Origin of the sequence: Georgenia sp. SUBG003 (assembly GCF_000715355.2) — a bacterium.
In the GTDB taxonomy this organism is placed as follows: Bacteria; Actinomycetota; Actinomycetes; order Actinomycetales; family Actinomycetaceae; genus Georgenia.
The window spans coordinates 1,012,436-1,036,798 of the sequence record NZ_CP180204.1 but is presented as its reverse complement, the minus strand read 5'-3'; the positions used below and the strand labels follow the sequence as shown (position 1 = coordinate 1,036,798).

The window sequence follows — 24,363 nt, the reverse complement described above, 5'->3', positions numbered from 1 at the left end:
CGCACGTGCGCCGTCGCGCCATCCAGATGATCGTCGTCGCCGTGACGGTGGCGGTCCTCATCCTCGGGGTCCCGATGGCGGTCTTCGGCGGGCTCTTCGTCTGGGAGGCGGAGAAGGCCACCCTCGACCTGCGGGCCTCGAACCTCGGGCGCACCGTCGAGCGGCGGATCAGCCTCGGCGAGGAGCTCGACGACGCGATGCTCGAGCCGTTCGTGGGCGGCAACGTCCAGCACGAGGCCGCCATCCTCGTGCGCGGGCCCCAGGGCGGGGAGTTCCGTGCCGGGCCGGCGATGGAGGGGCACGTGCTCCAGTCCCTGCAGATCACCCCGTCCGGGGCGACGGTCCGCATGTACGTCGACGCCTCCGACGTGCAGTGGCAGGTGGCGCGCGTGGTCGTGCTCATCGTCGCCGGGGCGCTCGCGGCCGAGGCCGTCGGGGTGGTCGTCGCCCGGCGCCAGGCGCGGAGGCTGTCCGCGCCGCTCATCTACCTCGCCGCCTCGGCGGAGCAGCTCGGTTCGGGCCAGGTGCGCCCGCGCATGAAGCCGTCCGGCGTCGAGGAGATCGACCTGGTCGCCGCCGAGCTCGCGCGCTCCTCGGACCGGATGGCGGGGCGGCTCGCCGCCGAGCGGCAGTTCGCGGCGGACGCCTCCCACCAGCTGCGGACCCCGCTCACCGCGCTGTCGATGCGGCTCGAGGAGATCCTCGCCGTCTCCGACCAGGAGGAGGTTCGCGAGGAGGCGCGGGTCTCCCTCGAGCAGCTCGAGCGGCTCACCGGCGTGGTGGAGGACCTGCTCAAGACGTCCCGGTCCTCGGCCGGCGGCACCACCGAGGCCGTCCACCTCGACGAGCTCTTCGCCCAGCAGCAGCTGGAGTGGGCGCCCAGCTTCGAGCAGGCCGGCCGCCGGCTCGTCCTCGACGACGCCGCCGGTGCTGCCGTCCTCGCCTCGCCCGGCTCCCTCGCACAGGTCCTCGCGACGCTGATCGAGAACTCGCTGAAGTACGGCGCCGGGACGACGACGGTGCGTACCCGAGCCGCGACGGGCACGGGCAAGGGCGTCTTCATCGACGTCGCCGACGAGGGGCCGGGCGTCAGCGACGACCTGGCCCCGGACATCTTCACCAAGCACGTCTCCGGCGGTTCCGGCACCGGGCTAGGACTTGCGCTCGCCAAGGACCTTGTCGCGGCCGACGGCGGACGGCTCGAGCTCCGTCAGCGTCGCCCGCCGATCTTCACCGTCTTCCTCAACTCCCTGCCCGCGGCGCTCGACCCGGACGTGGTCCTGCCGCAGGGGGCACTCGTCACCGTGGGGCGGCGGCGCCGGCGGAGGTGAGCTCGGCCGGCGCCGTTACGGGACCCGTCGCGTCCGGCTACGGGACCCGGCGGACGCCGAGGGTGTCGTCCCCGTCACCGTCCCAGTCGCCGACGTAGACCTCGTCGGTGGCCCGGCCGTAGGTGAGCACGAGGTCGGCGGGGCCGCCCGCGATGGTGTTCTTGACGTAGTACGCGTTGCCGCGCCGGACGGCGAGGCTGTCGCCACGTCTGCCGTCCCAGTCGCCCACGAGCACCTCGTCGCCTGCGCGGCCGTAGTAGACGATCCTGTCGGCGGGGCCGCCGCTGATCGTGTTCTTGATGTGGTACGCGTTGCCGCGTCGGACGGCGAGCGTGTCGACGCCGTCGCCGTCCCAGTCACCGACGAGGACGACGTCGCCCGGTCGTCCGTAGGTGATGACCTTGTCCGCGGTGCCGCCGCCGAGGCTGTTCCGCACGTGGAAGACGTTGCCGCGGCGAAGCGCGATGGTGTCCCCGCCCCTCCCGTCCCAGTCACCGACGTAGACGCCGTCCGTCGACCTGCCGTACTGGAAGACGTGGTTGGCCTTGGACGTCCAGGCGTCGTTGAGGAAGAACCCGTACTGCTGCTCGGTGGGAGCCGGCGTCGGCTCCGTCGGGTCGGAGGGCTGCACGGGGTCGGTGGGGTCTGCCGGGTCGGTGGGGTCCGTCGGCTCCTGGGGTGTCGCAGAGTCGGACGTGATGAGGGCGGAGTGGACGTCGTCTCCGACGTCCGCGGCGAGGACCATCAGGTCGCCGGTCCACCTGTCCTTCGTGCTCGTCGGGTTGTTGAAGCTTCCGGAGAAGACGGTCTCCGCGGAGCCGAAGCTGATCCTGCTCGTCGAGCTCTCGCGCACCCGGATGTCGTCGTAGTTGACCGCCGCCGTGTAGATCACGTGCAGCGTCCTCTCCGACTCGTTCAGCTGCACGATGCCGCGGGTACCGCCGCCCGAGACCTCGTAGAACGGGTCCCAGCGTCCTCCCGGACGGCGGACCAGCAGGCCCAGGTCGGGGTGCGAGGAGTCGTCGAAGGACGTCTTCACCACCGCGTAGAGCGTGCCGTCCGACGCCGCGGCGACGTTGATGTGGTCGTCCGCGAATCCCGAGCCCGCGGAGGCTGCGTAGGCCGCTCCAGGAGACTCGTCGCCGCCCCAGGTGCCCGGCGCCGCGCCGTTGGCGTGGAACCGGAAGCCGAAGAGGTCGGAACGCTGGTCCGACCACATGACGCCCACACCGCCGGACATCGCGGTCACCACGGCGATGTCGTCCTCGGTGATGCCCGTCTCGAGGGTGACGGGGCCGGAGAAGGAGCTGTAGGGGGAGTCGGCGTACCTGACCTGCACCGAGCTCTCGGTGTCGTAGCCCAGCCACATCCGTCCGGTGCCGTCGATGTCGATGGTGGCGGTCTCGCTCCCCGGGAGACTGACGGGCGTGGAACCCGGCCGGGCGCTCCAGGGTCTGTAGCTGCGGGAGCCGGAGTCGTACTGCAGCGACACAAGCTTGCTCGACCCGCCGTGGAGCAGCACGTGCACCACACCGCCGACCGCCTTGACGTCGGCCCGCAGCGTCGTGTCGTCGCTCAGCTGGTAGACGTCCGACCAGCCGCTGCCGTCGTGGCGCCACACCCAGGTGCCGGACGACGTGGGCAGGACGGCCCACCATGCACCGGCGTACTTCCACGTCTTCGACTGCGGCTTCTCGCCGGTGTTGACGGTCGAGGAGATGCTGGAGCTGTCCTCGACGATCTGCGCCGCGGCGAGCTGTTCGGGTGCGGCGGCGCCAGGCTCCGGTGCCGTGGCACCCGCCACGCCGGGCTCGCCCGCCTCCACCGAGGTGCGGGCGTCGGCCCCCGGCTGCGGCGTCCCGTCCGGGCCCGCGCGGTGCCAGGCCAGGCTCACCAGGCCGGGCTCCTCCGAGGGGGCTACGACCTCGATCGCGTGGACGTCCCCTGCCTCGGCCGTGAAGGTCACGAGAGAGGTGGCGACGTCGCCGTCGTCGTCGTTGCTCACCAGGGTCGTTTCGCCGGCGCCGTCGGTGTACACCGTGAGCACCGTGTCCATCTCGCTGCCGTGCGTGTAGAAGCGGTAGGTCCCGGTCTCCGGGGCCGTCCAGGTCCACCAGAGGGACGGCTCGGGTGCCACGCCGTCCGAAGGCGCAGGCAGCACGGTCACGGAGCCCTCGGCGCCGGTGAGCGACGGCCCGGCATGGTCCGCCGTCGTCGCGGCGACCGCTGCCGCCGGGATCGTCGCCAGCAGCACCGTGCAGGCCAGCGCTCCGGCCCAGCGCCCTCGCGCGAATTCCCGTGCTCTGGTCATGGCTCGCTCCTGATGATGCTGAGGCTGCTCGCTCGCCGGACGGCTGCGGGACGGCTCGAGAAATGAGGGGTTCCGGTCCGTTGCGAGTATCACAACGGCCCGATCGGGCCGGGCAGTTAAGGAGGGTGATTTCCGGGCGACGGCGGCGGGTCACCCTTGGGTGGGACAGAAGGGGCCCGCACCCGAACGGGTGCGGGCCCCGGCCCTGCTGCGAGGTGGACCTACGGAACCCGCCGGACGCCGAGCGTGTCGGTGCCGTCGCCGTTCCAGTCCCCGACGTAGACCTCGTCGTCGACCCGGCCGAAGCTCTGGACCAGGTCTGCGGGTCCGCCCGAGATCGAGTTCTTGACGTGGTAGACGTTGCCGCGCCGGACGGCGAAGCTGTCGCCGTTCTCGCCGTCCCAGTCGCCGGCCAGAACCGTGTCGGTGGCCCTGCCGTAGGCGATGACGCGGTCCGCGGGCCCGCCGGAGATCGAGTTCTTCACGTGGTAGACGTTCCCGCGCCGGACGGCCAGAGTGTCGCCGCCCGTGCCGTCCCAGTCTCCGACGACGACCTCGTCGCCTGCCTTGCCGTAGTACACGACCCTGTCCGCAGGCCCACCGGAGATGCTGTTCTTGATGTGGTAGGCGTTGCCCCTGCGCACCGCGAACGTGTCGGTTCCGTCGCCGTCCCAGTCGCCCACCAGGATGACGTCGCCCGGCCTGCCGTAGGCGACGACCTTCTCGGCCTGCCCCCCCACGCTGAGCGTTGCTGATGTAGAAGGTGTTGCCCCGGCGCAGCGCGATGGTGTCCCTGTAGTCGCCGTTCCAGTCACCGATGAACACCTGGTCGGCGAACCGGCCGTAGGCGAAGACGTGGTTCGCCTTGGACGACCACGAGTCGTTGAGGAAGAACCCGTACCGCTGCTCGGCCGGAGCGGGCGCCGGCGCCGTCGAGGTGGAGAAGGTGTGCGTCCACGTCGTCCTCGCGCCGGCGCTGAAGGTGTATCCGGTGAGCGCCCGCGCGGCGACCGTGACGCTGCCCGTCGCGGTGTAGGTGCCCGGCGCCTTCACCGCGCCGCCGACGAGGTACTCCACCCCGGTGGTCGCCGGAATGGTGTACCTGTCGGACGCGGTGCCGGCCTGGTCGCTGAAGGTCACCGCGGCCGGGGTGACCGCGACGTCCGCCGGGTTCGGGTCCGCCGGGTCGGCATTCATGAGCTCGGTGACCTCGGCCGGGCTGAGGGCCCGGTCGTAGATGTGCACCGAGTCCACGGCCCCGTCCATCGCCCCGGTCCCGGTGGCGTTGGGCTGCGCGCCGATGGCCAGGGGCAGGTTGTTGGCAGCGACCGCGGCCGGGCCCGGCTCCCACGGCCGTGCGCCGCCGTTGACGTACAGCGTCATGTTGGTGCCGTCGTACACGCCCACGAGGTGGGTCCACTGGCCCGGCTGCAGGGCCTGCAGCCCGGTTCCCGAGTCCACGCGGTAGGGATCGCCAGCCGTCGTCTGGTTGAGGCGGAAGAAGGCCGTGCCGTTGTTGGACAGACCCAGTTCGTATCCGTCGGTCGTGTTCTGGACCGACTTGCGCACGATGGACGATGTGTTGATGGTGTCGGGCCGCACCCAGGCGGCCACGGACATCGGACCGGTCACGTCGAGGTCCGCGGAGTCCGGGACCGTGACGCGGCCACCGGCGAAGTCCAGGGCGCCGCTGCCGCGATGGCCGGCGATCCTCGCTACTGCACCCTCTATCGTGCCGGTGTTGCCGCCCACCGAGTCGACGACGGCGGACCCGGAGGCCTCATCCATCCGCCAGCCGCCGACGAGCCCGTCGGAGGTCGCCGCGGCGGCTCCGGTAGCGGGCACCGCGACCAGCGCCGCGCCCATCAGTACGGCCGCCGACGCGGCCAGCACCCCCCCGTGAAGGGGCGATCCTGCGTTCAGACATCATTGCTCCGCCCTGAGTTCGGACGCCGCGACTCGCCCCCCGGTCACTGCGTGGCGCAGGTCATCGTTGACCTGCGCCGAGTGTTGCAGAGCACCGGGCGGCCACGAGGGGAAATGGCTGTCCTATATCGCGGACGTGATCAGCGCGTCACGGTGAACACGAGGTACCGGTAGCAGACGTAGCGGAACGCGGTACCGAGGACGAGGCCGACGCCGTTGGCGGCGACGTTGTCGGCCAGCGGAGAGGTGAACCCGAGCACGTAGTGGCTCACGGCGAGGCAGCCGACGGCGATGGCCATGCCACCGAGGTTGACGAGCCCGAACAGCGCGAGCTCCCGTCCGCGAGACTCCCGCCTCGTGCCGGCGAAGGTCCAGTACCGGTTGCCCAGCCACGCCACGAGCACGGACACGGTCACCGAGACCACCTTGGCGGTCAGCGGCTTGTCGCCGAGCAGCTCGCCCGGGCCGAACCGGAGAAGGTTGAACAGCCCGACGTCGACGACGTAGGCGGTGCCGCCGACGGCGCAGAACCGCACCATCTCGAGGAACCAGGCTGCGAAGGACTGGCCGCGCAGCAGCCGCCGGAGCAGGGCGGGCGCGCGCGACACGTCGCCGGCACCGGACGGCGCCGCGGCCGTCCCTCCCGCCTCGAGGAGGGGTGCGTGTTCCCCGCCCCTGGCGGAGTCCGCGCCCGGGGCGTTCTCGATGCGGGACGCCGTCACCGTCCCAGCGTATCGGCGGTTAGGCTCGACGATCGTGGAAGCACCAGTTGTCGCGGTCGTGGGCGGGGGCCAGCTGGCCCGGATGATGCAGCAGCAGGCCATCGCGCTGGGTGTGCACCTGCGCGTGCTCGTGGAGTCCCCGACCGTCGCCACGGCGCAGGTGGTCCCGGACGCCCCGGTCGGCGCCGCCTCCGACGCCGACGCGATCCGCGCGCTCGTCGACGGGGCCCGGGTGCTGACGTTCGAGCACGAGCACGTGCCGAACGAGCTCCTCCGTGAGCTGGAGGCCGACGGCGTGCCGGTCCGCCCGGGCCCCGACGCCCTCGTCCACGCCCAGGACAAGATCGTCATGCGCACCCGGCTCACGGAGGTGGGCGCTCCCTGCCCGGCGTGGGCCGCGGTGCGCACCGCCGCCGAGCTGACCACGTTCGGCGACGCCACCAGCTGGCCCGTCGTCGTCAAGACAGCCCGTGGCGGCTACGACGGCAAGGGCGTGCGCGTCGTGAGCTCCGCCGACGAGGCCGCGGACTGGCTCGAGGGGCTCGCGCCGGAAGACGCCCTGCTCGCCGAGGAGAAGGTGCCGTTCACCCGCGAGCTCGCCGTGCTGGTCGCACGCCGCCCCGGTGGCGGCCCCGACGGCTCCGGCGAGGTCCGGTCCTGGCCCGTCGTCGAGACCGTGCAGCAGGACGGCGTCTGCTTCGAGGTCTTCGCGCCGGCGCCCGAGCTCGACGACGCGACCGCCGCCCGCGCCCGGGAGATCGGCGAGCGCATCGCCGTCGGCCTGGGGGTCACCGGCGTGCTCGCCGTCGAGATGTTCGAGGTCCACCACGACGACGGCAGCTCCCGGCTCGTGGTCAACGAGCTGGCGATGCGGCCGCACAACTCCGGTCACTGGACCATCGACGGCGCCGTGACCAGCCAGTTCGAGCAGCATCTGCGCGCCGTTCTCGACTGGCCGCTGGGCGGCACCGAGCCGAGCGCCGACCACGCCGTCATGGTCAACCTCCTCGGCTCGGCCCTCGACGACCCGCGCTCCGCGTTCCCCGAGCTCATGGCCCGTTACCCCGCGGCCAAGGTGCACCTGTACGGCAAGGAGGTGCGGCCCGGGCGCAAGCTCGGTCACGTCACCGTGACGGGGGCCGACCTCGAGGAGGCGCGGCGCGTCGCCCACGGCGCCGTCGCGCTGCTGCGCGGGGACGACGCCGAGGTCGAGCCGATCGGCGACGAGGACGCCGACCACGTGGACCGGTAGCGGCGGACCGGTGGCGCACCGAGGCCGCCCGTCCCTCTCGTTCGCGTGCCGGCGCGGCGCGCGTACGGGACGTATCAGTTCGCCCGTGGGACCTCGAACATGGCGGACTCGGAGTATCGCCCGCCGACGGCGAGGTCGTACTGGACGAGCCGGTAGTCCTCGAGGAGCTCGACAGCCCGCGGCGAGAGGTCCGCCGGGTCGATCTGCCGGCCCGCCGCGTCGAGCGTCAGAGTTCTCTCGACGGCTGCCGTCTCCTTCTCGAGCTCAGCCAGAAGCGCGTTGTACGGGGGTGATCGGCGCGTCGGCCGCCGCCAGCATCTGGTTGACGAGGAAGTTCGGCCCCACCGTCGGAGCGTTGTCGAGCTTCCGGGTCGGGAAGTTCGCCCACACCAGGTACGGCGTCTCGTACAGGACCTGCTCGGGAACGGCCGCCTTGACGGACTCCGGCCAGAGCGAGGCCAGGTGGTCGCCGTAGAGCAGCACGATGGTCCGCTCGTACATCTGCTCGAGATCGGTGACGAGCTGCTCGAGCGCCCGGTCGCTGTGGCTCAGCCCTCTGAGGTACTGCCCGGCGTCGGCCTTCTGCGCATCGCTCAGAGCGTCGCCCCCCACCGCGACGGGGTCGCTGTAGAGGCCCCCGTACGGGCGGTGGTTCTGCATGGTCACCACGTTGACGAGCATCGGTTCGTCCGTCGCCCGCAGCTCCGACACGACCTCGTCGAACGTCGCTGCGTCGGAGACCTGGCCCCGGCCCTCGACCCGGACCGTGTGCTCCATGTCGTCCCGGAACTTGCTGCGGTCGAAACCCAGCGCGGGGTAGACCGCGTCCCGCCGGTAGAAGCTGCTCACGAACGGGTGGACGGTGAGCTTCTCCCGGCCGCTGCCGAGACTGCTCACGAAAGAAGGGAAGGCGTCCCGGTGCGGCACCAGCGTCTGGAACGGCGTGTGCAGCTGCGGGCGGAAGTTGCTCTGTGCCATCCCGGTGAGCACCTCGAACTCGACGTTGGCGGTGCCGCCGCCGTAGCCCGAGGCGACCGTGGAGCCGGAGGTGTGCGTCTCCATGAGCGAGCGCGTGAACGGGATCGGGTCCTCGGACATGCTCAGCTGGAGCCGGGACGGGTCGGCGAACGTCTCGCTCAGGACGATGACGATGTTCGTGTCCTCCAGCGCCGCGGGGTTCCGCCCGGCGTTGGTCGCCGCGGCCAGCTCCGTGTACCTGGCCGCCAGTTCGTCCATCGCGCTCTCGCCGTACCGCGCGGGCCGCGGCATCGCGGTGGCCGGAAGGTTGTACAGGGTTCCCGCGAGAAACCCGTTCCTCCCGTAGTTCTTCGGCTGGTCCCAGTGGATCCACGTGGGGCCGGTACGTTCGTACACCGACCGCAGCGCGTTGCCGGGCTCGTTGAACCCACCTGTCAGGACGAGTGCGCCGACCGCCAGCACGGCCGTCGCTGCGCGGAGTCCCCACGAGAGCAGACGGTCGACGGGCGGTCTCGGCGCGGCCCCGCGTCGGCGGAGGACGCCGACGACGACGCCGGCGACGAGCGCGGCACCCAGTGCGACAGGCACCGCCAGCGCGGTGCCAGGGCTGACCCCCGCACTCTCCAGGAGGAGTCCAGGGTCGCCCAGGTAGGAGAGGTCCGCGGGGTACACCGGCTCGGACCGCAGCTCCATCTTCTTGGTGTCGGCGAAGCCGATGACCGCGACGGTCACCACGCTCAGCACCGCGGTGACCAGAAGCCGGCCGGTGACCGCCTGCACCAGGGCCACGGCGGCCCACACCACCAGGCAGTTCAGAGCGAGCCGCGCCGTCGGCATCGCGTCGACGTAGTCGACCGGGTCGAGCGAGGCGACGGTGGCGGCGTGGGCGAGCTCGAGCCCCACCGTGATCACCACTGCGGTGGCGAGGGTCAGTGCTGCGGCCGGAACGGCACGGGTCAACGAGCCGTGCATCAGGCGCAGCAGATCCGCCACGGTGCGGCCGCGACGAGGCCGGCGGTGCCGCACGGGCCAGTCCTTCTCGGTGGCGCACGCGCTCCCGTGAGGCGTAGCGGTGGACGCGCTCCCGCGAGGCGTAGCGGTGGTGGTGGTGGGCATGGAGGCCGTTTCGGTTGCCGACGTGGTGGAGCGGACCCGGCGCCGGGGCGCCGACGCGGGTGAACCTGAGGTGAACGGAAGGTTACGACAGGTGCGGCGGCACGGCCTTTCCCGCCGCGCCCCGCCGCCTCGTAAGCCCTGGCCGGACCGGGGTCCGCTGGCCCGTGCGGCACCCGTCGGCGGAGGGGTGCGCCGTGGGCGAACCGATCGGCGGCCTGCGCGGCCCCGGTGGAAGACTGGCGACCGGAAGCCGGTGAGGGCCGGTCACGACTCGAGGAGGCAGCGATGGGCGCAGCGGTGGGGATCGTCATGGGGTCCGACTCGGACTGGCCCGTGATGAAGGACGCGGCCGACGTCCTCGGCGAGTTCGGGGTGGAGGTCGAGGTCGACGTCGTCTCCGCCCACCGCATGCCCGCCGAGATGGTGGACTACGGCCGCGAGGCGGCCGGCCGCGGGCTGCGCGTCATCGTCGCGGGCGCCGGGGGAGCGGCCCACCTTCCCGGGATGCTCGCCGCCGTCACGCCGCTGCCGGTCATCGGCGTTCCCGTGCCTCTGCAGTACCTCGACGGCATGGACTCGCTGCTCTCGATCGTCCAGATGCCCGCCGGCGTCCCGGTCGCGACGGTCTCGATCGGCGGTGCCCGCAACGCCGGCCTGCTGGCCGCCCGCATCCTCTCCTCGGGTGCCGACGACGACGCCGCCCGCCTTCGCGAGCAGATGGTCACCTTCCAGGAGGGCCTGCGTCAGGTCGCCAAGGAGAAGGGGGCGCGCCTGCGGGCGCAGCGCTCCGGCCGCGTGGGTTTCGGCGCCTGAGCCGCCGACGACCCGGAGTCCCGCCCGGCAGCCCGTAGGGTGGCGACCATGAGCACCCTGGTCATCGGCGGCGCCGGCTACATCGGCGCGCACGTGGTTCGTCTCCTGCTCCACCGCGGCGAGGACGTCGTCGTCGTCGACGATCTCTCCACGGGGGCGGCCGACCGGGTCGGCGAGGCCACGCTCGTCGAGCTCGACGTTGCCGGCCCGGACGCGCAGGACAGCCTCGAGCTGGTCATGCGGGAGCGCGCCGTCACCTCAGTGATCCACTTCGCCGCGAAGAAGCAGGTGGGCGAGTCGGTGGCCCGGCCCACCTGGTACTACCGGCAGAACATCGGCGGCCTCGCCAACGTCCTCGGCGCCATGGAGGAGACCGGGGTGGCGAACATGATCTTCTCGTCCTCCGCCGCGGTGTACGGCATGCCCCCGGTCGAGGTGGTCACGGAGGCGACGGAGTGCCGCCCGATCAACCCCTACGGCGAGACCAAGCTTGTCGGCGAGTGGATGCTCGCCGACTGCGAGCGAGCCTGGGGGCTGCGGTGGGCCGGGCTTCGGTACTTCAACGTCGCTGGTGCGGGGTGGCCCGAGCTCGGCGACCCCGCGGTGCTCAACCTCGTGCCCATGGTGCTCGACCGCCTGGCGAGGGGCGAGCGGCCGAAGATCTTCGGCGACGACTACCCGACCCCTGACGGCACGTGCATCCGGGACTACATCCACGTCCTCGACCTCGCCCACGCGCACCTGGCGGCGATGGACCACCTGAACTCGGACGCTCAGCTGGACGAGCACGTGTTCAACGTCGGGACGGGGACCGGGGCGTCCGTCCGCGACGTGATCGACGCGATCGGCGAGGCCTCGGGCCTGGACGTCACGGCCGACGTCGAGCCGCGCCGGCCGGGCGACCCGCCGCAGCTCATCGCCTCGCCCGAGCTCATCCGGGACGTGCTGTCCTGGAAGGCCGAGCACGGGCTGAGCGACATCATCCGCAGCGCCTGGGAGGCCTGGCAGGCGGGCCCGCGCCGCATCGGCTGACCGGCCACCTTCGAGCTGTCACCCCTCCGGAGACGGCCTCACCCTCAGGGTGGGGCGTCCGATTTCACCCGCGCCTCGCCCAGCGGACCCGGTTACGGGCGTCCGGTTCTCCGTGTGTGCTTGGGGCATGCCGTAAGGCCCGTCGTTCCGACGACGCCGACGGGCCGGCGCCCAGCCTTCGGTCCGGCCGACGCCGGCCGCCGTGTACGAGGAGGACCAGCGTGATCGATGACCGGACGTGGGCGGGCTCCGCCGCGTGTGCGCAGACCTCGCCCGACACCCTGTTCGTGCGGGGAGCCGCGCAGCGGACCGCCCGCGAGCTCTGCTTCTCCTGCCCGGTACGCATGGCCTGCCTGGTCGAGGCGCTCTCCAGCGCCACCGAGTTCGGCGTCTGGGGCGGCATGACGGAGCGGGAACGCCGTGCGATCCTCAAGCGGAATCCCGGCGTGCACGACTGGGTGAGCTGGCTCGCCGAGCACGGCCACGAGGTCGAGACTCCGTCCATGGCGGCCTCCCGCCGCCGGGTCGCCGCGATGGGAGCGCGGCGGGCCGCGGAGGCCCGTGCGAGCTGATGTCGCCCGGGAGCGGACGCCCGACGTGCGGAAGATCACGCCGTCCCTCGTGAGCCGCGCTGCGCCGCGGGCGCGGCCGTCGCGCAGGGTCCGGCGTCGTGACCAAATCGTGACCTTGGGGATGCGGGGCCGGTAGGACGCTCCTACGGTGGAGGCGATGGTCGCCACCTCAGCAACGTCTGCTGCCCCGGCCCAGCGGACCCTCCCAGGCCCTCCCGCGCCGGTGCGCAAGCCCGCGCGCCCTCGCCTGTACGCCGTCGACGGGCTGCGGTTTCTCGCGGCCCTGGCCGTCGTGCTGTACCACTTCGCCGCGCGGTGGTCCCAGGTGTGGGGCGAGGAGCCCGGGAGGGTCTTCCCGGAGATCGGCCCGGTCCTCATCTACGGCGTGCTCGGCCCGGAGCTGTTCTTCGTCATCTCCGGCTTCGCGATCCTCATGACCGCGTGGGGGCGCGACGTCCCGCACGTCGTCGCGTCGCGCGTGGCCCGCCTGTACCCGTCGTACTGGATCGCGGTGATCGCGACGTCGGTGCTGCTGCTCTGGATCTGGCCGAGAGGCAAGGAGATCAGCGTGGGGGGAGGCGCTGGTCAACCTCACGATGTTCCAGGAGGCCTTCGGGGTCCGGCACGTCGACGGCGTCTACTGGACGCTGTGGACGGAGCTTCGGTTCTACGGCCTCATGGTGCTGTTCGTGGCGTGGGGCATCACCCGGCGCCGCCTGCTGTGGGCGTGCGCGGTGTGGCCGCTCGCCGCGCAGGTGGCGTTCGAGCTGCAGGTGCCGTGGCTCCGGGCGGCCCTCGTCGAGCAGTACGCGCCGTTCTTCGCCGGCGGGATGCTCATCTACCTCATGCACCGGCAGGGGCAGTCGCTGGTCCCCTGGCTGCTCGTGGCGATGAACGCCGGGCTGGCCGTGCGCAACACCGTGCCGTGGCAGATGCACTCGGTGAGCACGAACACCGTCTTCACGCCCGACCCGTGGATCCTCGGCGTGCTCACGGCGGGGTGCTTCGCCGTCGTGGCGGCTCTGACCCTCACCCGCGTCCAGCGGCTCCCGTGGGCCTGGCTCCTGCCCGTCGGTGCCCTGACGTACCCCCTTTACCTCATCCACGAGTACTGGGGCTGGTGGGCTATCGACAACCTCGCCGGCCACGCGAACCGCTGGGTCGTCCTCGGTGCCGCCGTCGGGCTCTCGATCGTCCTCGCCTGGCTGATCCACCAGGCCGAGAAGCGGATCGGACCGCCGTTCCGCCGCTGGATCGACCGTTCGCTGCGACGTCGGCCGGCCGCGGCCCCGGCCCCGGCCGCACGCCGCAACGTCCCGGTCACGGCCTGAGCTTCACCGCCGGGTTGTCGTGACGAGCCGTGAGTGCCGAGGCCCCGAGTCCCGACCAGGCGTGGGCACCCGGCCGCCGACGCGCCCCCGTCAGGTGGTCAGCCGCGGCGCCTCCATCGCCGGGCAGGTGTCCATGACTACCTCGAGGCCTGCGGCCCGCGCCCGGTCCGCCGCCGCCTCGTCGACCACCCCGAGCTGCAGCCACACCGCCTTGGCGCCGACGGCGATCGCCTGGTCGACGACATCCCCGGCGAGCTCGGACCGCACGAAGACGTCGACGACGTCGATCGGGCCGGGCACGTCCGCCAGGGTGGCGTAGCCCGTCGCCCCGTGGACCCTCTGCGCCTTGGGGTGGATCGGCACGATCTCCATGCCGAGCTCGCCCTGGAGGTACTTCGCGATGCTGTGGGCCGTGCGCGCGCGGTTCTCGGAGAGGCCGACGACGGCCCAGCGCCCGCGGGTGTTCAGCAGGCGGCGGATGACCTCGGGATCGTTCACGTGGACCATTCCCCCAGGGAACCACGGCAGCCGAGACGGTGCGCGTGACGCCGCGGAGTCGCCGTGCCGGGCGCCAGCGGCGCCGGCGGAGCGTTATCGCGCTGTGACTCTTCCCTCGCTCGCGGGGAAGCGCTTTATCGGACGGCGGGAGAGTACCTAGCCTCGACAGCGGTCCGATTCACAGAGGCGAGGAGCTACGGGCAGATGATCAAGCGCGCGGCGCTCGCTGCAGCAGGGCTGGTCGTGGGGGTCGGCGTGGCCGCGGGCGTCTCGGAGGCCGCCATCGGCCCCGTGTCCCAGCTGACCACCGCTCACGTCACCAAGGCCGAGCCGTTGCCGGCTGCGACGGAGGAGCTCGCCACCGCCACCCCGGCGCCGCAGCAGGCAGGGGCGCCCTCCGCCCCGGGAGCCACCGAACCCCAGGTCCCCGAGGCGACCGTCCAGGCGGCGCCCACCGCCGAGCCTGAGCCCGGTGTGCCCGACGTGATGCCCTCGCCCGCCCCGACGACCGGCCCCGGGGATGCAGCCGCGGCACCGGAGACGGAGGTGCCGTCCGACGAGGAGACGCCGGCCGGCACGGGAGCGTCTGCCGCCGGTCCGGAGGACACCTTCGACGAGCAGATGGTCGCGCTGGTCAACGCCGAGCGCGACGCGGCCGGCGTCGCTCCGCTGCAGTACTGGGACGGCCTGCGGGCCGGCGCTCTCCAGCACTCGACCTGGATGGACGGGAACGACTTCCAGCACGCCTCCGACGCGAGGATCGACGCCGAGGCCGCAGCCGCCGGCTGCTCTGGCGGCTGGGCCGAGAACATCTACTGGGCGTCCGACACCGGCACCTCTCCGGAGGCAGCGATGCGGTCGTACATGGACTCCCCGGGACACCGCGCCAACATCCTGAACCCGGACCTGCGCTTCGTCGCCACCGGCACGGTGACGACCGACGGCGGCCTGTTCAACACGCAGCGGTTCGGCTACACCTGCGGCTGAGGCCACGGGGCGGTACGCCGTCGCCACGGGCCGTACGCCGTCGCCACGGGCCGTACACCGTCGCCACGGCCCTGCGTCGTCGCCACGGCCCTGCGTCGTCGCCACGGCCCTGCGCCGTCGCCACGGGCCCTACGTCGCCACGAGCGCTAGGGCGTCGCGACGTCCGAGGGCGTGAGCTCGCCGTCCCGCAGTCGCTGGAAGAACTGGGGAGCGCGGTCCTCGTCCAGCAGCACGGTGGAACCGACGCCGCCGGGACGGTAGTCGTAGTCAGCGATCGGTGGGGTCCCGAGGACACCGGCCGGACCGGTGGCGCTGCGGAAGGCGAGGGCCATGCGACCGAGGTCGATGATTCCGCTGTCCGTGTCGGTCACCAGCGCGCCGGTGCCTGCCTCGACCAGCTGCACGTGGTCGACGGGGTTCGCGAGCGTGCCGGGTGTCGCGACCTCCTTCATCACCGCGCTGACGACCTGGCGCTGCCGTTCGGACCGACCGAGGTCGCCCGTGGGGTCCGAGTACCGCATGCGGGCGAACGCCAGGGCGGTGGGCCCGTCGGCCACCTGGCAGCCGGCGGTCCACCTCAGCCCGCTGAACTCGTCGTCGACGTCGTAGTCCAGGCAGAGCTCGACCCCTCCGACGGCGTCCACGACGTTCTGCACCCCGCCCATGCCGATCTCGACGTAGTGGTCGACCGTCAGACCGGTGAGGCCCTCCACGGTCTGGACCAGCAACGGCGGACCGCCGATCGAGTACGACGTGTTGAGCTTGTCCGGGCCGTGGCCGGGGATGTCCACGAGAGTGTCGCGCGGCAGGGAGATGAGCGCCGCGGCGCCTGACTCGGGTACGTGCAGCACCATGATGGTGTCCGAGCGCTGACCTACGGTGGCGTCGGCGACGGCGCCGTCGGCCCGCGAGTCGGACCCCGCGAGCACGTAGGTGGTGCCGGGCGTCCCGGGCGCGCCGGACAGCGCCTCGGTGTGGTTGATCTTGCCGTTCGCCCAGACGAGCAGGCCGACCGGCCAGGCGAGGAGGAGGACCAGCAGCACGGTGAGCCCGACCAGCACGGGGCGGCGGCGCGTCGCGCTGCGGCTCGACCGGGTGGCGGAGGGGCGGCCCGTTGGTGCCGCGATGAGCGCGGCGGCCCGGCTGTGGTGGCTCCTGCGGCGGCGCGACGCCGGACGGTCGGACCCGCAGCGCCTCACCACCTTCCTCGCGGTCGTGGCGTTCGCCGTGACGGCGGCGGTCCTGCTCGTCGTCCTCGGCGGTGTCGGCGCGTTCCTCGCCCGGGCGCAGGACGCCGGGGTCGGTGACACGGACGGCCTGTACGCCACGCTCGCCTGCATCGCCGCCGGTCTCCTCGCGGTGCCGCTCGTGACGCTGGGCGGCGCGGCGGCGCGGCTCGCGGTCGCCCGGCGCGACGCCCGGCTCGCCGCGCTGCGCCTCGCGGGCGCGACCAGCTCGCAGGTGGGTCTGCTCACCGTCCTCGACGCCTCGGCGCAGGCGGCGGCCGGTGCGGTGCTCGGGGTTCTGGGGCACCTGCTGCTGCTCCCCGCCGTCATGCAGCTGCGGTTCCAGGGGCGCACGTTCGACCTCGCCGAGCTGCTGCTGCCGTGGTGGGCGTTCCCGGCCGCGGTGCTCGGGACCGTCGTGGTCGCCCTGCTCTCCGCCGTGACGAGCCTGCGCGGGGTGGCGATCAGTCCGCTGGGGGTCGCCGCACGCGTGACCCCGCGGCGCCTGCACTGGACGCGGCTGGTGCCGCTGGTCGTCGTCGCGGCGGCCTTCGCGGCGATGTTCACGTTCGGACTGGCCGGGATCGCGGTCCTTGCCAGCGTGCTCGTGCTCGGCTTCGCCACGCTCAACGTCGTCGGCCCGTGGGTGATGTCCGTGGTGGGCCGCGTGGTGCTGGAGTTCGCGAGGAGGCCGGCCACGCTCATCGCGGCGCGCCGGGTGATCGACTCCCCGCGCACGGCCTGGCGCAGCGTCGGCGGCGTCTCGCTCGCGGTGTTCGTGGCGGGCCTGAGCTCCACGGCCGCGATGTTCGAGGCCGCGGGTCCCGGCAGTGCCGAGGACGCGGCGCTCTTCGCGGACCTGGGCACCGGCGGCTTCCTCACGCTGGGCATCGCGGGGCTGCTCGCCGCCGTGTCCACCGCGGTGATGCAGTCCGGCCGGGTCATCGACCAGCGCGGTCAGTACCGCGCCCTGCACCTGGCCGGCACGGATCTGCGGGTGCTGGACGCGGCGCGGCGCCGGGAGACGACGATCCCGCTCGCGGCGGCCGTCGTCCTCGCCGCCTCCGCGGCCGGGGTCTTCATGCTTCCGGTGGTCGGGACGTACCTGTTCACGGCCGTGCCCCTCGTGGTGCGCTTCGCCCTCGGGGTCGCGGCCACGACTTCGCTGGTGGTGCTCGGGTCGGCGGCCAGCCGTCGGGTGGTGCGGACCGTGCTGGCCTGAGCACCCCGGGACGACCCGCCCGGCGGGCCCCGACGGCCTGGATCCGCCGGATCGCGCGGAAGCAGGCCTGCTCCCCCGCACGGGGGACTTCGTCCGGCAGGTGTGAGATGACCCGCCGACGTTCGGAGGCTGTTGGTCCGCTGTTCACTTATCCGTCAGCGGGGCGCATGATGGGGGTATGGCCTCTACCCGCGCCGGGTCCCGCCCGCACCTGCCCAACAGCCCGTTCAACGCCTCGCGGCGCACGCCCGCGGCCGAACCCATCCCAGTGGGCGCGCAGCTGTGCCACGACCGGCACGGCCTGGGCCGGGTGATCGCGCTGGACGGCGCGGCGTCGGTCATCGTCGACTTCGGCAACGGCGAGCGCCGGCGTGTCGCGATCGACAGCCCGCGGATCGAGCGCCTCTGACGGCGCGCGCCCACGACCGACCTGAGCCGTCTCCCGACGCTCAGCCCCGCAGCTTCTCCAGCCTCGCCCGGAGCGCCTCGGCGCGCCGGGCGTTGCCGTGCAAGGTCACGTACCGGTCCCCGAATACCTCGAGCAGCGCGTCGTCGAGCCGGCGGACCGCACCGGGCGGGTAGCGGTAGCCCATCTTTTCGCTGATCGCCTCGCTGTCGACGCCGGCGAGCACCTCGCCCAGCTCCTGCAACGACGCCACACCCAGCTCGAGGAGCAGCCCCGACACCCAGGCGTAGTGGTCCGTCCGTGACCAGCCCGCGCCGGGGAACCTCCCCGCCAGGAACGCCGCCAGGTCCTGCGCGCTGACCCGCGGGTCGGCCGCGTCCGCCCCGGGCTCGTGGCCGGTCATGCTCTCCTGGAGTCGGTCCCGGATCGCGGAGAACTCCCGGTCCGCGAGGTCGAGCAGGCCCGCGGCCAGGGTGAAGCGCCGGTCGAGGTCCGGGGCGTACTCCTCCGGCACGGTGCCCTTGTAGCGGATGTCGTGCTCGAACTCCGCCCACGCGTGCTGCAGCACGGTGCGCACCTGAACCGACGCCGGGCGCCCCACGAGGTCGGCGAGCCGAGGTTCGCGGGCGTGGGTCTCGTCGAGCTCGACGAGCACGTGCCGGCTGCTGTATCCGAACCGTCCCTCCTGGGCGGTCTTCAGCCCCATGTCCCGGTCGACCAGGACGGTGAGCTGGTCGGCGAGCAGGTCGACGACCGCCGCGACGTCGCTCACGAGGTACGCGATCACCCGCACGCCGACCTGGTCGGTGATCTGGTGCAGCGGGTCCGTGTAGACGGGCCGGCCGTCCGCGGTGCGCGCGGCCTTCGCGGCGAACGACTCGACGGACTTGGCACGCCCCGTGACCGTGAGGTAATTGATGCCCGCCTCGTCCAGCAGCGAGGTGATGAGCTCGACGTACCGCCCGGTGGCGCGCTCGACCGCCGGCCGTTCGGCGGCGTAGGCCTGCACGGCCTCCCGGACGGGATCGGCGGCGCCCGGCTCCGCCTTGACGCGGGCGTCCGGCGCCGCGGGTCCGGCCGGTGCGGCGCCGGACGTCGCGTCGTCGGGCGGACCGGCCGCGTCGGGCGTGCGCGGCGCACGTGGGGCCGGCACGAGGCCCTCGGGCAGCGTGGGCGTGACGATGTAGCCGGTCGTGAGGTCCCCGTACGTCGTCGTGCGCTCGGGGTGCGCCTCGGCGAACCGGGCGACGTACGCGCACACCACCGCGTCGACCTGGTCCTCCGCCCGGCGCAGCTCGCTCTTGCGGGTCGCCTCCCGGACACCGGTGGCGAGCCGGCGCCACTCCTCGTGCCCGCTGACGACCATGGGGGTCTCCGCGCCCGCGAGGCCCTCGACGTGGCCGATCAGCTCGAGGAGCGCCGCGCGGAGCTCGGGCACCGTGCGGCCCGGCTTCTGCTTGTACTTCAGCGTCCGGCCCAGGCGGAAGAGGGCGACCGTCGCCGGGTGCGGGTACACCTCGATCCCGCGGCGGGGCCGGCGTGAGGCGGGGTTGATGTCCAGGCGCAGCGCCTTGGCCAGGCGTGCTCCGCGCGGCGTGCCCGCGAACTCGCGCTTGCCCGTGTTGGCCGGGTGGGCGCCGGCGTCGAAGCGGGCGAAGTCCCGGTTGAGGGCTGCCTCGCACGGGCGGTTCCCGATGGCGTTGACGACCACGAGCGGCGCGTCGATCGCCACCAGCACGGGCGATTCCCGGTAGGGCGCCAGCACGGCCAGGATCGCCTCGTCGGTGTCCTGTGCGGAGAGGTGGACCAGGCGCCCGTCGTCGTCCAGGACCGCGACGCCGCTCGGGCGCACCTCGCCCCAGGCGAGATCGATACCGACGTAGTGCATGGGGACACTCTGCCCTGCCCCGCCCACGCACGACGACGGCCGCCGGGTTCCGGCCGGACCGGGTCAGGGCGGTCGCTAGAGCTGCACGTGCCGCTCGTCCGGGCCGCCGTAGGCGCTGAGGGGGCGGATGAGGGCGTTGGAGGCCAGCTGCTCCATGACGTGCGCGGTCCAGCCGGTGATGCGGGCGGCGACGAACAGCGGCGTGAACGTCGCGGTGTCGAACCCCATGAGGTGGTAGGCGGGACCCGACGGGTAGTCGAGGTTCGGCAGGATGTTCTTGCGCGCCACCATCGCGGCCTCGAGCCGGTCGTACAGCTCGGCCAGGTCGGGACGGTCGTAGTGCGCCACGAGCGTGTCGAGGGCGGCCTTCATGGTGGGCACCCGGGAGTCGCCGTGCTTGTAGACGCGATGGCCGAAGCCCATGATCTTGCGCTTGTGGGCCAGCGCGTCCTCGAGCCACGCCTCGGCGTTCGCGGCCGTGCCGATCTCGTCGAAGACGTGCATGACGGCCTCGTTCGCGCCGCCGTGCAGCGGCCCCTTGAGCGCCCCGATCGCCCCGACGACGGCGGAGTAGAGGTCCGAGAGCGTCGAGGTGATCACCCGGGCGGTGAAGGTGGAGGCGTTGAAGGAGTGCTCCGCGTAGAGGATGAGCGAGACCCGGAACGCGTCGACGACGACGTCCGCGGGCACCTCCCCGAAGGTCATGTGGAGGAAGTTCTCGACGTACCCGAGGTCGTCGCGGGGCTCGACCAGCTCCAGGCCGCGCCGGCGCCGCTGGTCGTAGGCGACGACGCCGGGGACCTGGGCGAGCAGCCGGACGGACTTGGCGTAGTTGGACTCCGGCGAGGCGTCGTCGGCGGCGGGGTCCGCCGCCCCGATCACCGACACGGCCGTGCGGAGCACGTCCATGGGGTGCGCGGTGGTCGGGAGGAGGTCGACGGCGGCCCGGACCTCGGGAGCGAGCACCCGCTGGGCGCGGCCCGTCTCCTCCAGGTCGGCCAGCTGCTCGGGCGTGGGCAGCTCCCCGTGCCAGAGCAGGTGGGCGACCTCCTCGAAGGAGCACCGCGCGGCGAGCTCCTGGACCGGGTAGCCCCGGTAGAGCAGGGAGTTCGTGTCCGGGTTGACCTTGGAGATGGCGGTCGTGTCGGCGACGACGCCGACCAGCCCCTTGCGGATCTCCGGCTCGGTCTGGGTCTGGCTCATGTCTCGCTCCTTCGCGGGCATCGGGCGGCAGAACTCTGGCAGGTGCGGGCGGGAGGCAGTGGTCGGCCCGTGAGCCGTCAGTCGGTGCGGACCGTGAAGTTGAAGATGCCGGTGTCGAAGTGGTTGTAGGCCTCGTAGTCGACCAGCTCGTACAGGCGCGCGCGGTGCTGCATGCTGTCCAGCTCCGAGATCAACGAACCCTCGCGCCGGATGGTTTCCAGGCCTCGTTCGGCGGCGCCCATCGCCAGGCGCAGCAGCGACACCGGGAAGATGACGATCGAGACGCCGGCGTCCGCGAGCTGGTCGGTGGTGAACAGCTCGGACTTGCCGAACTCTGTCATGTTCGCCAGCACGGGGACCTCGACCGCCTCGGCCATCGCCTCGAACTCGGCGAGGTCGCGCATGGCCTCGGGGAAGATCGCGTCCGCGCCGGCGTCGACGAGGGCCCTGGCGCGGTCCACGGCGGCGTCGAAGCCGTCGACCCCGCGGACGTCGGTACGGGCCATGATCAGCAGGTTCGGGTCGCGGCGGGCGTCGACGGCGGCGCGGACGCGCTTGGCGGCGGTTGCGACGTCGACCACCTGCTTGCCGTCGAGGTGACCGCACCGCTTGGGGTTGACCTGGTCCTCGATGTGCAGGCCGGCCACGCCCGCGTCCTCGAGCGACTGGACGGTACGGGCGACGTTCATCGGCTCGCCGAAGCCCGTGTCCGCGTCGACCAGCGCCGGCAGGTCGGTCACCCGGGCGATCTGCTGGCTCCGGCCCGCCACCTCGGTGAGGGTGGTCAGCCCGATGTCGGGAAGCCCCAGGTCGGCGCTGAGCACCGCGCCGGAGACGTAGACCCCGTCGAAGCCCTTGTCCTGGATGAGCCGGGCGGAGAGCGGGTTGAACGCGCCGGGGAAGAGCAGCGTCTCGCCGGAGGAGAGCCGCTGACGGAGGCGGGCGCGCTTGTCCGCGGCGGTGGTGGCCGAGTACAGCATCAGAAGATCCCCTCCGGGACGGTGACGGCGTCGAGGTAGCCCTCGGGTGCGGTGACGGTGAGCTCGCCGAGCTCGGCCGCGGTCAGCGCGGGCAGGCGCTGGGCCAGGTCGAGGAACCGCTCGGCCTCGGCAGGGTCCAGGACGCCGTCGGCCAGGGTGCGGAACTTGGCCACGTACTGCTGGCGGGCGAAGGGCCGGGCTCCCAGCGGGTGGGCGTCGGCGACGGCGATCTCCTCGACGATGCGTCCGCCGTCGGCCAGGGTGATCTCGAGGCGGCCGCCGAAGGCCTTCTCCGCCGGGTCGGTCGAGTGGTAGCGGCGCGTCCACCCGGGGTCCTCCGCCGTCGTGATCTTGCGCCACAGCGCCACGGTGTCCGGGCGTGCGGCCCGCTCGGGGGCGTACGAGCGCACGTGGTGCCAGGCACCGTCCTGCAGCGCGACCGCCACGATGTACGGGATCGAGTGGTCGAGCGTCTCGCGGGAGGCCGTCGGGTCGTACTTCTGAGGGTCGTTCGCGCCCGACCCGATCACGTTGTGGGTGTGGTGGGACGTGTGCAGCACGACCGAGGTGACGTTGTCCGGGTCCCGCAGGAACGGGTACTGCGTGCCGATCCGCCGCGCCAGGTCGATGAGCGCCTGCGCCTGGTACTCGGCGGAGTGCTCCTTGGTGTACGTGTCCAGGATCGCGGTGCGCGCCTCCCCGGGCCCGGGGAGCACCACGTCGTAGGCGGCGTCGGGTCCGTCCAGCATCCAGGCGACGACGCCGTCCTCGCCCTCGTAGATCGGCGTCGGGGACGTCTGGCCCCGCATGGCCCGGTCGACGGCCTCGACCGCCACCTTGCCGGCGAACGCCGGCGCGTAGGCCTTCCAGGTCGAGATCTCGCCCTTGCGGGACTGCCGGGTGGCCGTGGTGGTGTGCAGGGCCTGCCCGATCGCGTGGAAGATCACCTCGGTGTCCAGGCCCAGCAGCGTGCCGATGCCCGCGGCGGCGGAGGGGCCGAGGTGGGCGACGTGGTCGATCTTGTGCTTGTGCAGGCTGATCGCCCTCGCGAGGCCGACCTGGATCTCGTAGCCGGTGACGATGCCCCGCACCAGCTCCCTGCCCGTCAGGCCGCGGCGCTCGGCGAGGTGCTGGGCGACGGCGAGGATCGGCGGGATGTTGTCGCCCGGGTGGGAGTACTCCGCCGCGAGGAAGGTGTCGTGGTAGTCCAGCTCGCGCACCGCCACCCCGTTGGCCCAGGCCGCCCACTCCGGGCTGACCCGCGTGTCGCGCGGGGCGCCGACGACGGTGGCGCCGGGGCTGCAGGGGTGGGCGAGGGCCTGTGCGCGGGCGGCCGCCGGGGGCGTGCGGACGAGGGAGGCGGTCGCCACTGCCGCGTTGTCGATCACCCGGTTGATCACCATGTCCGTCACCGCCTCGGTCACCTCGACCGGGTCGGTGGCGAGCTCGGCGAGCTTCCAGGCCAGCTGCTCCTCGCGGGGCAGGTTGTCGGCGCTGGGGTGGACGCGGACGTGGTGCGTGATCACCGGGCGGCTCCAAGGGTCGGGGCGGGTGCGGGTGCCTGGGCCCGCGGGGACGTCGTCGTGCCGTGGGGGGCCGCCACCGGAAACGGGTCCGGCGCCCGGCCGCCGTCGGCGAGGCTGGTGAGGATCGTGTCGAGAGAGGCGTGCAGGTGCACGGCGGTGGCCTGGGCGGCGAGCGTCTCGTTGCCGTCGGCGACCGCCTCCACGATGAGGAGGTGCTCGTGGGCCGCGCGCACGAGCCGCGTGTCCCCCAGCCCGAGCGCCTGCGCGCATGCGCAGGACGCCCGCGCTCAGGCGGCTGCCTCATCCTTCCGGGGACGGCCGCGGCCACGCTTGCGGGCGACGACAACACCGTCGACGAACACCTCGCCGCCCCAGACGCCCCACGGCTCCTTGCGCTCGAGCGCGCCGGCCAGGCACGCTCGCGCACGGGGCACTCACGGCAGAGGGCCTTCGCCATCTCGACGTCGGCCGTGCGCTCGGCGAACCACAGGTCGGAGTCCTCGGCGGACTGGCACGGCGTGGCCGACGCGCCGGTGCTGGTGGGCGTGGAGAGGACTCCCCAGCCGGCCTCACCGTCGAAGGGTGTTGCGGTGGACCGGGCCGGGGTCGTGGGCCAGGAGACGGATGATCCCTGGCTGATCTGGTCGAGTAGAGCCGTGAGCTGCACAGCTGCTCCTGTTGGGTCGTTCTGTGTCCGGGGCTTGGGGCCACGGGCGTCATCTACGACGACGGCCGCGGTCCCGATCGGGATCGCGGCCGGAGCATGCAGCTCAGGGGTGTGAGCTACGTCCGGGAGTCGATCCCCAGGGTGGTGCCGAGGAGCCGAGGGCGGCGACGCGCCACGGCCGGGACAGTGCCGAGGGCAGACTTGTGCCCGGGCACGGCGGACGTGGACGGCATCGAGCTGACGGCGATCACGGCGATGACGTTCTTGATCACTTCCAGGCACCTCCCTCGGCTGCGGGGATCCCTTGTGCTGGCTAGGCAGGATCCGGGTCGATTCGGACAGGAATGAGACTAGACCCGCCGTTCCGCGGCGGGCA

Annotated in this window: 24 protein-coding genes and 2 pseudogenes; 12 read left to right on the top strand and 14 right to left on the bottom strand. The window is 72.7% G+C overall.

The features are described from left to right. The first annotated feature begins 5 nt into the window (after positions 1–5). Entirely contained in the window at positions 6–1,331 is a 1,326-nt protein-coding gene (locus DA06_RS04990) for an ATP-binding protein (RefSeq protein WP_043497839.1), read from the top strand. 37 nt (positions 1,332–1,368) lie between these two features. Here the strand turns inward: DA06_RS04990 and DA06_RS04985 are convergent, their stop codons facing one another. After that, positions 1,369–3,642, bottom strand: a complete 2,274-nt coding sequence (locus tag DA06_RS04985) for a hypothetical protein (protein ID WP_418607020.1) — start codon at positions 3,640–3,642, stop codon at positions 1,369–1,371. Positions 3,643–3,863: 221 nt separating this feature from the next. Continuing rightward, on the bottom strand, positions 3,864–4,382 hold the full coding sequence (locus tag DA06_RS04980; protein WP_043497835.1) for a hypothetical protein: 519 nt from the start codon (positions 4,380–4,382) through the stop codon (positions 3,864–3,866). Positions 4,383–4,507: 125 nt separating this feature from the next. On the opposite strand from DA06_RS04980, the gene DA06_RS04975 reads away from it, so the two are divergent. Then, entirely contained in the window at positions 4,508–4,678 is a 171-nt protein-coding gene (locus DA06_RS04975) for a hypothetical protein (RefSeq protein WP_418608490.1), read from the top strand. Continuing rightward, the gene (locus DA06_RS04970) at positions 4,679–4,879 is read left to right on the top strand and encodes a hypothetical protein (protein ID WP_043497833.1); all 201 of its coding nucleotides are present in this window, start codon (positions 4,679–4,681) and stop codon (positions 4,877–4,879) included. It abuts the gene before it with no gap. 29 nt (positions 4,880–4,908) lie between these two features. Here DA06_RS04970 and DA06_RS04965 read toward each other — a convergent pair. Together DA06_RS04965 and DA06_RS04960 are read right to left on the bottom strand one after the other, a co-directional pair. Then, positions 4,909–5,262, bottom strand: a pseudogene (locus DA06_RS04965) (LamG domain-containing protein); the annotation flags it as partial. A 446-nt stretch (positions 5,263–5,708) separates the two neighbouring features. Continuing rightward, positions 5,709–6,290, bottom strand: a complete 582-nt coding sequence (locus DA06_RS04960) for a GtrA family protein (RefSeq protein ID WP_418607019.1) — start codon at positions 6,288–6,290, stop codon at positions 5,709–5,711. Between the two features lie 34 nt (positions 6,291–6,324). Here DA06_RS04960 and DA06_RS04955 point away from each other — a divergent pair, with 34 nt between their 5' ends. Next, the gene (locus DA06_RS04955) at positions 6,325–7,542 is read left to right on the top strand and encodes a 5-(carboxyamino)imidazole ribonucleotide synthase (RefSeq protein WP_052436384.1); all 1,218 of its coding nucleotides are present in this window, start codon (positions 6,325–6,327) and stop codon (positions 7,540–7,542) included. Positions 7,543–7,806: 264 nt separating this feature from the next. Here the strand turns inward: DA06_RS04955 and DA06_RS04950 are convergent, their stop codons facing one another. Further along, positions 7,807–9,636: an LTA synthase family protein gene (locus DA06_RS04950; protein ID WP_418607017.1), complete on the bottom strand. Its 1,830-nt coding sequence runs from the start codon at positions 9,634–9,636 to the stop codon at positions 7,807–7,809. A gap of 285 nt (positions 9,637–9,921) precedes the next feature. Between DA06_RS04950 and purE the strand changes: the two genes are divergently transcribed. The 5 genes and pseudogenes from purE (at position 9,922) to DA06_RS04925 (ending at position 13,384) form a co-directional block, all read left to right on the top strand. Continuing rightward, a complete protein-coding gene (purE, locus tag DA06_RS04945) occupies positions 9,922–10,449 on the top strand; it encodes a 5-(carboxyamino)imidazole ribonucleotide mutase (RefSeq protein ID WP_043497825.1) in 528 nt (175 codons plus the stop codon). Between the two features lie 48 nt (positions 10,450–10,497). Then, positions 10,498–11,481, top strand: a complete 984-nt coding sequence (gene galE / locus DA06_RS04940) for a UDP-glucose 4-epimerase GalE (protein WP_043497847.1) — start codon at positions 10,498–10,500, stop codon at positions 11,479–11,481. 221 nt (positions 11,482–11,702) lie between these two features. After that, complete coding sequence (locus tag DA06_RS04935) at positions 11,703–12,053, top strand: WhiB family transcriptional regulator (protein WP_418607015.1); 351 nt, start codon at positions 11,703–11,705, stop codon at positions 12,051–12,053. Between the two features lie 157 nt (positions 12,054–12,210). Beyond that, positions 12,211–12,546 (top strand): annotated as a pseudogene (locus DA06_RS04930) (acyltransferase family protein); the annotation flags it as partial. Between the two features lie 103 nt (positions 12,547–12,649). After that, positions 12,650–13,384 (top strand): acyltransferase family protein, encoded by a 735-nt coding sequence (locus DA06_RS04925; RefSeq protein ID WP_052436380.1) that lies wholly within the window; start codon positions 12,650–12,652, stop codon positions 13,382–13,384. 90 nt (positions 13,385–13,474) lie between these two features. On the opposite strand, the gene DA06_RS04920 is transcribed toward DA06_RS04925, so the two are convergent. Then, the gene (locus DA06_RS04920) at positions 13,475–13,891 is read right to left on the bottom strand and encodes a CoA-binding protein (RefSeq protein ID WP_043497822.1); all 417 of its coding nucleotides are present in this window, start codon (positions 13,889–13,891) and stop codon (positions 13,475–13,477) included. 195 nt (positions 13,892–14,086) lie between these two features. On the opposite strand from DA06_RS04920, the gene DA06_RS04915 reads away from it, so the two are divergent. Beyond that, on the top strand, positions 14,087–14,869 hold the full coding sequence (locus DA06_RS04915; RefSeq protein WP_052436379.1) for a CAP domain-containing protein: 783 nt from the start codon (positions 14,087–14,089) through the stop codon (positions 14,867–14,869). Positions 14,870–15,015: 146 nt separating this feature from the next. Here DA06_RS04915 and DA06_RS04910 read toward each other — a convergent pair whose 3' ends face one another. Continuing rightward, complete coding sequence (locus DA06_RS04910) at positions 15,016–15,930, bottom strand: LCP family protein (RefSeq protein WP_418607013.1); 915 nt, start codon at positions 15,928–15,930, stop codon at positions 15,016–15,018. Here DA06_RS04910 and DA06_RS04905 point away from each other — a divergent pair. Further along, positions 15,914–17,317, top strand: a complete 1,404-nt coding sequence (locus DA06_RS04905) for an FtsX-like permease family protein (protein WP_418607011.1) — start codon at positions 15,914–15,916, stop codon at positions 17,315–17,317. The two genes, DA06_RS04910 and DA06_RS04905, sit on opposite strands and share 17 nt — an antisense overlap. Positions 17,318–17,495: 178 nt before the next feature. Further along, on the top strand, positions 17,496–17,726 hold the full coding sequence (locus tag DA06_RS04900) for a hypothetical protein (RefSeq protein WP_418607009.1): 231 nt from the start codon (positions 17,496–17,498) through the stop codon (positions 17,724–17,726). A 40-nt stretch (positions 17,727–17,766) separates the two neighbouring features. Here DA06_RS04900 and DA06_RS04895 read toward each other — a convergent pair whose 3' ends face one another. From DA06_RS04895 to DA06_RS04865, 7 genes are all read right to left on the bottom strand, one after another. Continuing rightward, entirely contained in the window at positions 17,767–19,611 is a 1,845-nt protein-coding gene (locus tag DA06_RS04895; protein ID WP_043497817.1) for a DUF429 domain-containing protein, read from the bottom strand. Positions 19,612–19,686: 75 nt separating this feature from the next. After that, on the bottom strand, positions 19,687–20,814 hold the full coding sequence (locus DA06_RS04890) for a bifunctional 2-methylcitrate synthase/citrate synthase (protein ID WP_043497815.1): 1,128 nt from the start codon (positions 20,812–20,814) through the stop codon (positions 19,687–19,689). Between the two features lie 77 nt (positions 20,815–20,891). Further along, on the bottom strand, positions 20,892–21,794 hold the full coding sequence (gene prpB, locus DA06_RS04885) for a methylisocitrate lyase (protein ID WP_043497814.1): 903 nt from the start codon (positions 21,792–21,794) through the stop codon (positions 20,892–20,894). Next, the gene (locus DA06_RS04880; RefSeq protein WP_043497812.1) at positions 21,794–23,320 is read right to left on the bottom strand and encodes an MmgE/PrpD family protein; all 1,527 of its coding nucleotides are present in this window, start codon (positions 23,318–23,320) and stop codon (positions 21,794–21,796) included. Before DA06_RS04880 ends, prpB begins: the two co-directional genes overlap by 1 nt. After that, positions 23,317–23,553, bottom strand: coding sequence for a hypothetical protein (locus tag DA06_RS04875; RefSeq protein ID WP_418607007.1), 237 nt, complete (start codon positions 23,551–23,553; stop codon positions 23,317–23,319). The genes DA06_RS04880 and DA06_RS04875 overlap by 4 nt, the downstream gene beginning before the upstream one ends. A 54-nt stretch (positions 23,554–23,607) precedes the next feature. Further along, the gene (locus DA06_RS04870) at positions 23,608–23,754 is read right to left on the bottom strand and encodes a hypothetical protein (RefSeq protein WP_418607005.1); all 147 of its coding nucleotides are present in this window, start codon (positions 23,752–23,754) and stop codon (positions 23,608–23,610) included. 349 nt (positions 23,755–24,103) lie between these two features. Then, positions 24,104–24,259 (bottom strand): hypothetical protein, encoded by a 156-nt coding sequence (locus DA06_RS04865; protein ID WP_418607003.1) that lies wholly within the window; start codon positions 24,257–24,259, stop codon positions 24,104–24,106. Positions 24,260–24,363: the final 104 nt, after the last annotated feature.

Excerpts from the sequence above, each read along its gene's own strand:
- galE (WP_043497847.1), top strand. The coding sequence starts at position 10,498 with ATGAGCACCCTGGTCATCGGCGGCGCCGGCTACATCGGCGCGCACGTG.
- prpB (WP_043497814.1), bottom strand. The coding sequence starts at position 21,794 with ATGCTGTACTCGGCCACCACCGCCGCGGACAAGCGCGCCCGCCTCCGT.
- purE (WP_043497825.1), top strand. The coding sequence starts at position 9,922 with ATGGGCGCAGCGGTGGGGATCGTCATGGGGTCCGACTCGGACTGGCCC.
- DA06_RS04900 (WP_418607009.1), top strand. The coding sequence starts at position 17,496 with ATGGCCTCTACCCGCGCCGGGTCCCGCCCGCACCTGCCCAACAGCCCG.
- DA06_RS04920 (WP_043497822.1), bottom strand. The coding sequence starts at position 13,891 with ATGGTCCACGTGAACGATCCCGAGGTCATCCGCCGCCTGCTGAACACC.
- DA06_RS04890 (WP_043497815.1), bottom strand. The coding sequence starts at position 20,814 with ATGAGCCAGACCCAGACCGAGCCGGAGATCCGCAAGGGGCTGGTCGGC.
- DA06_RS04925 (WP_052436380.1), top strand. The coding sequence starts at position 12,650 with ATGTTCCAGGAGGCCTTCGGGGTCCGGCACGTCGACGGCGTCTACTGG.
- DA06_RS04915 (WP_052436379.1), top strand. The coding sequence starts at position 14,087 with ATGATCAAGCGCGCGGCGCTCGCTGCAGCAGGGCTGGTCGTGGGGGTC.
- DA06_RS04950 (WP_418607017.1), bottom strand. The coding sequence starts at position 9,636 with ATGCCCACCACCACCACCGCTACGCCTCGCGGGAGCGCGTCCACCGCT.
- DA06_RS04985 (WP_418607020.1), bottom strand. The coding sequence starts at position 3,642 with ATGACCAGAGCACGGGAATTCGCGCGAGGGCGCTGGGCCGGAGCGCTG.
- DA06_RS04895 (WP_043497817.1), bottom strand. The coding sequence starts at position 19,611 with ATGCACTACGTCGGTATCGATCTCGCCTGGGGCGAGGTGCGCCCGAGC.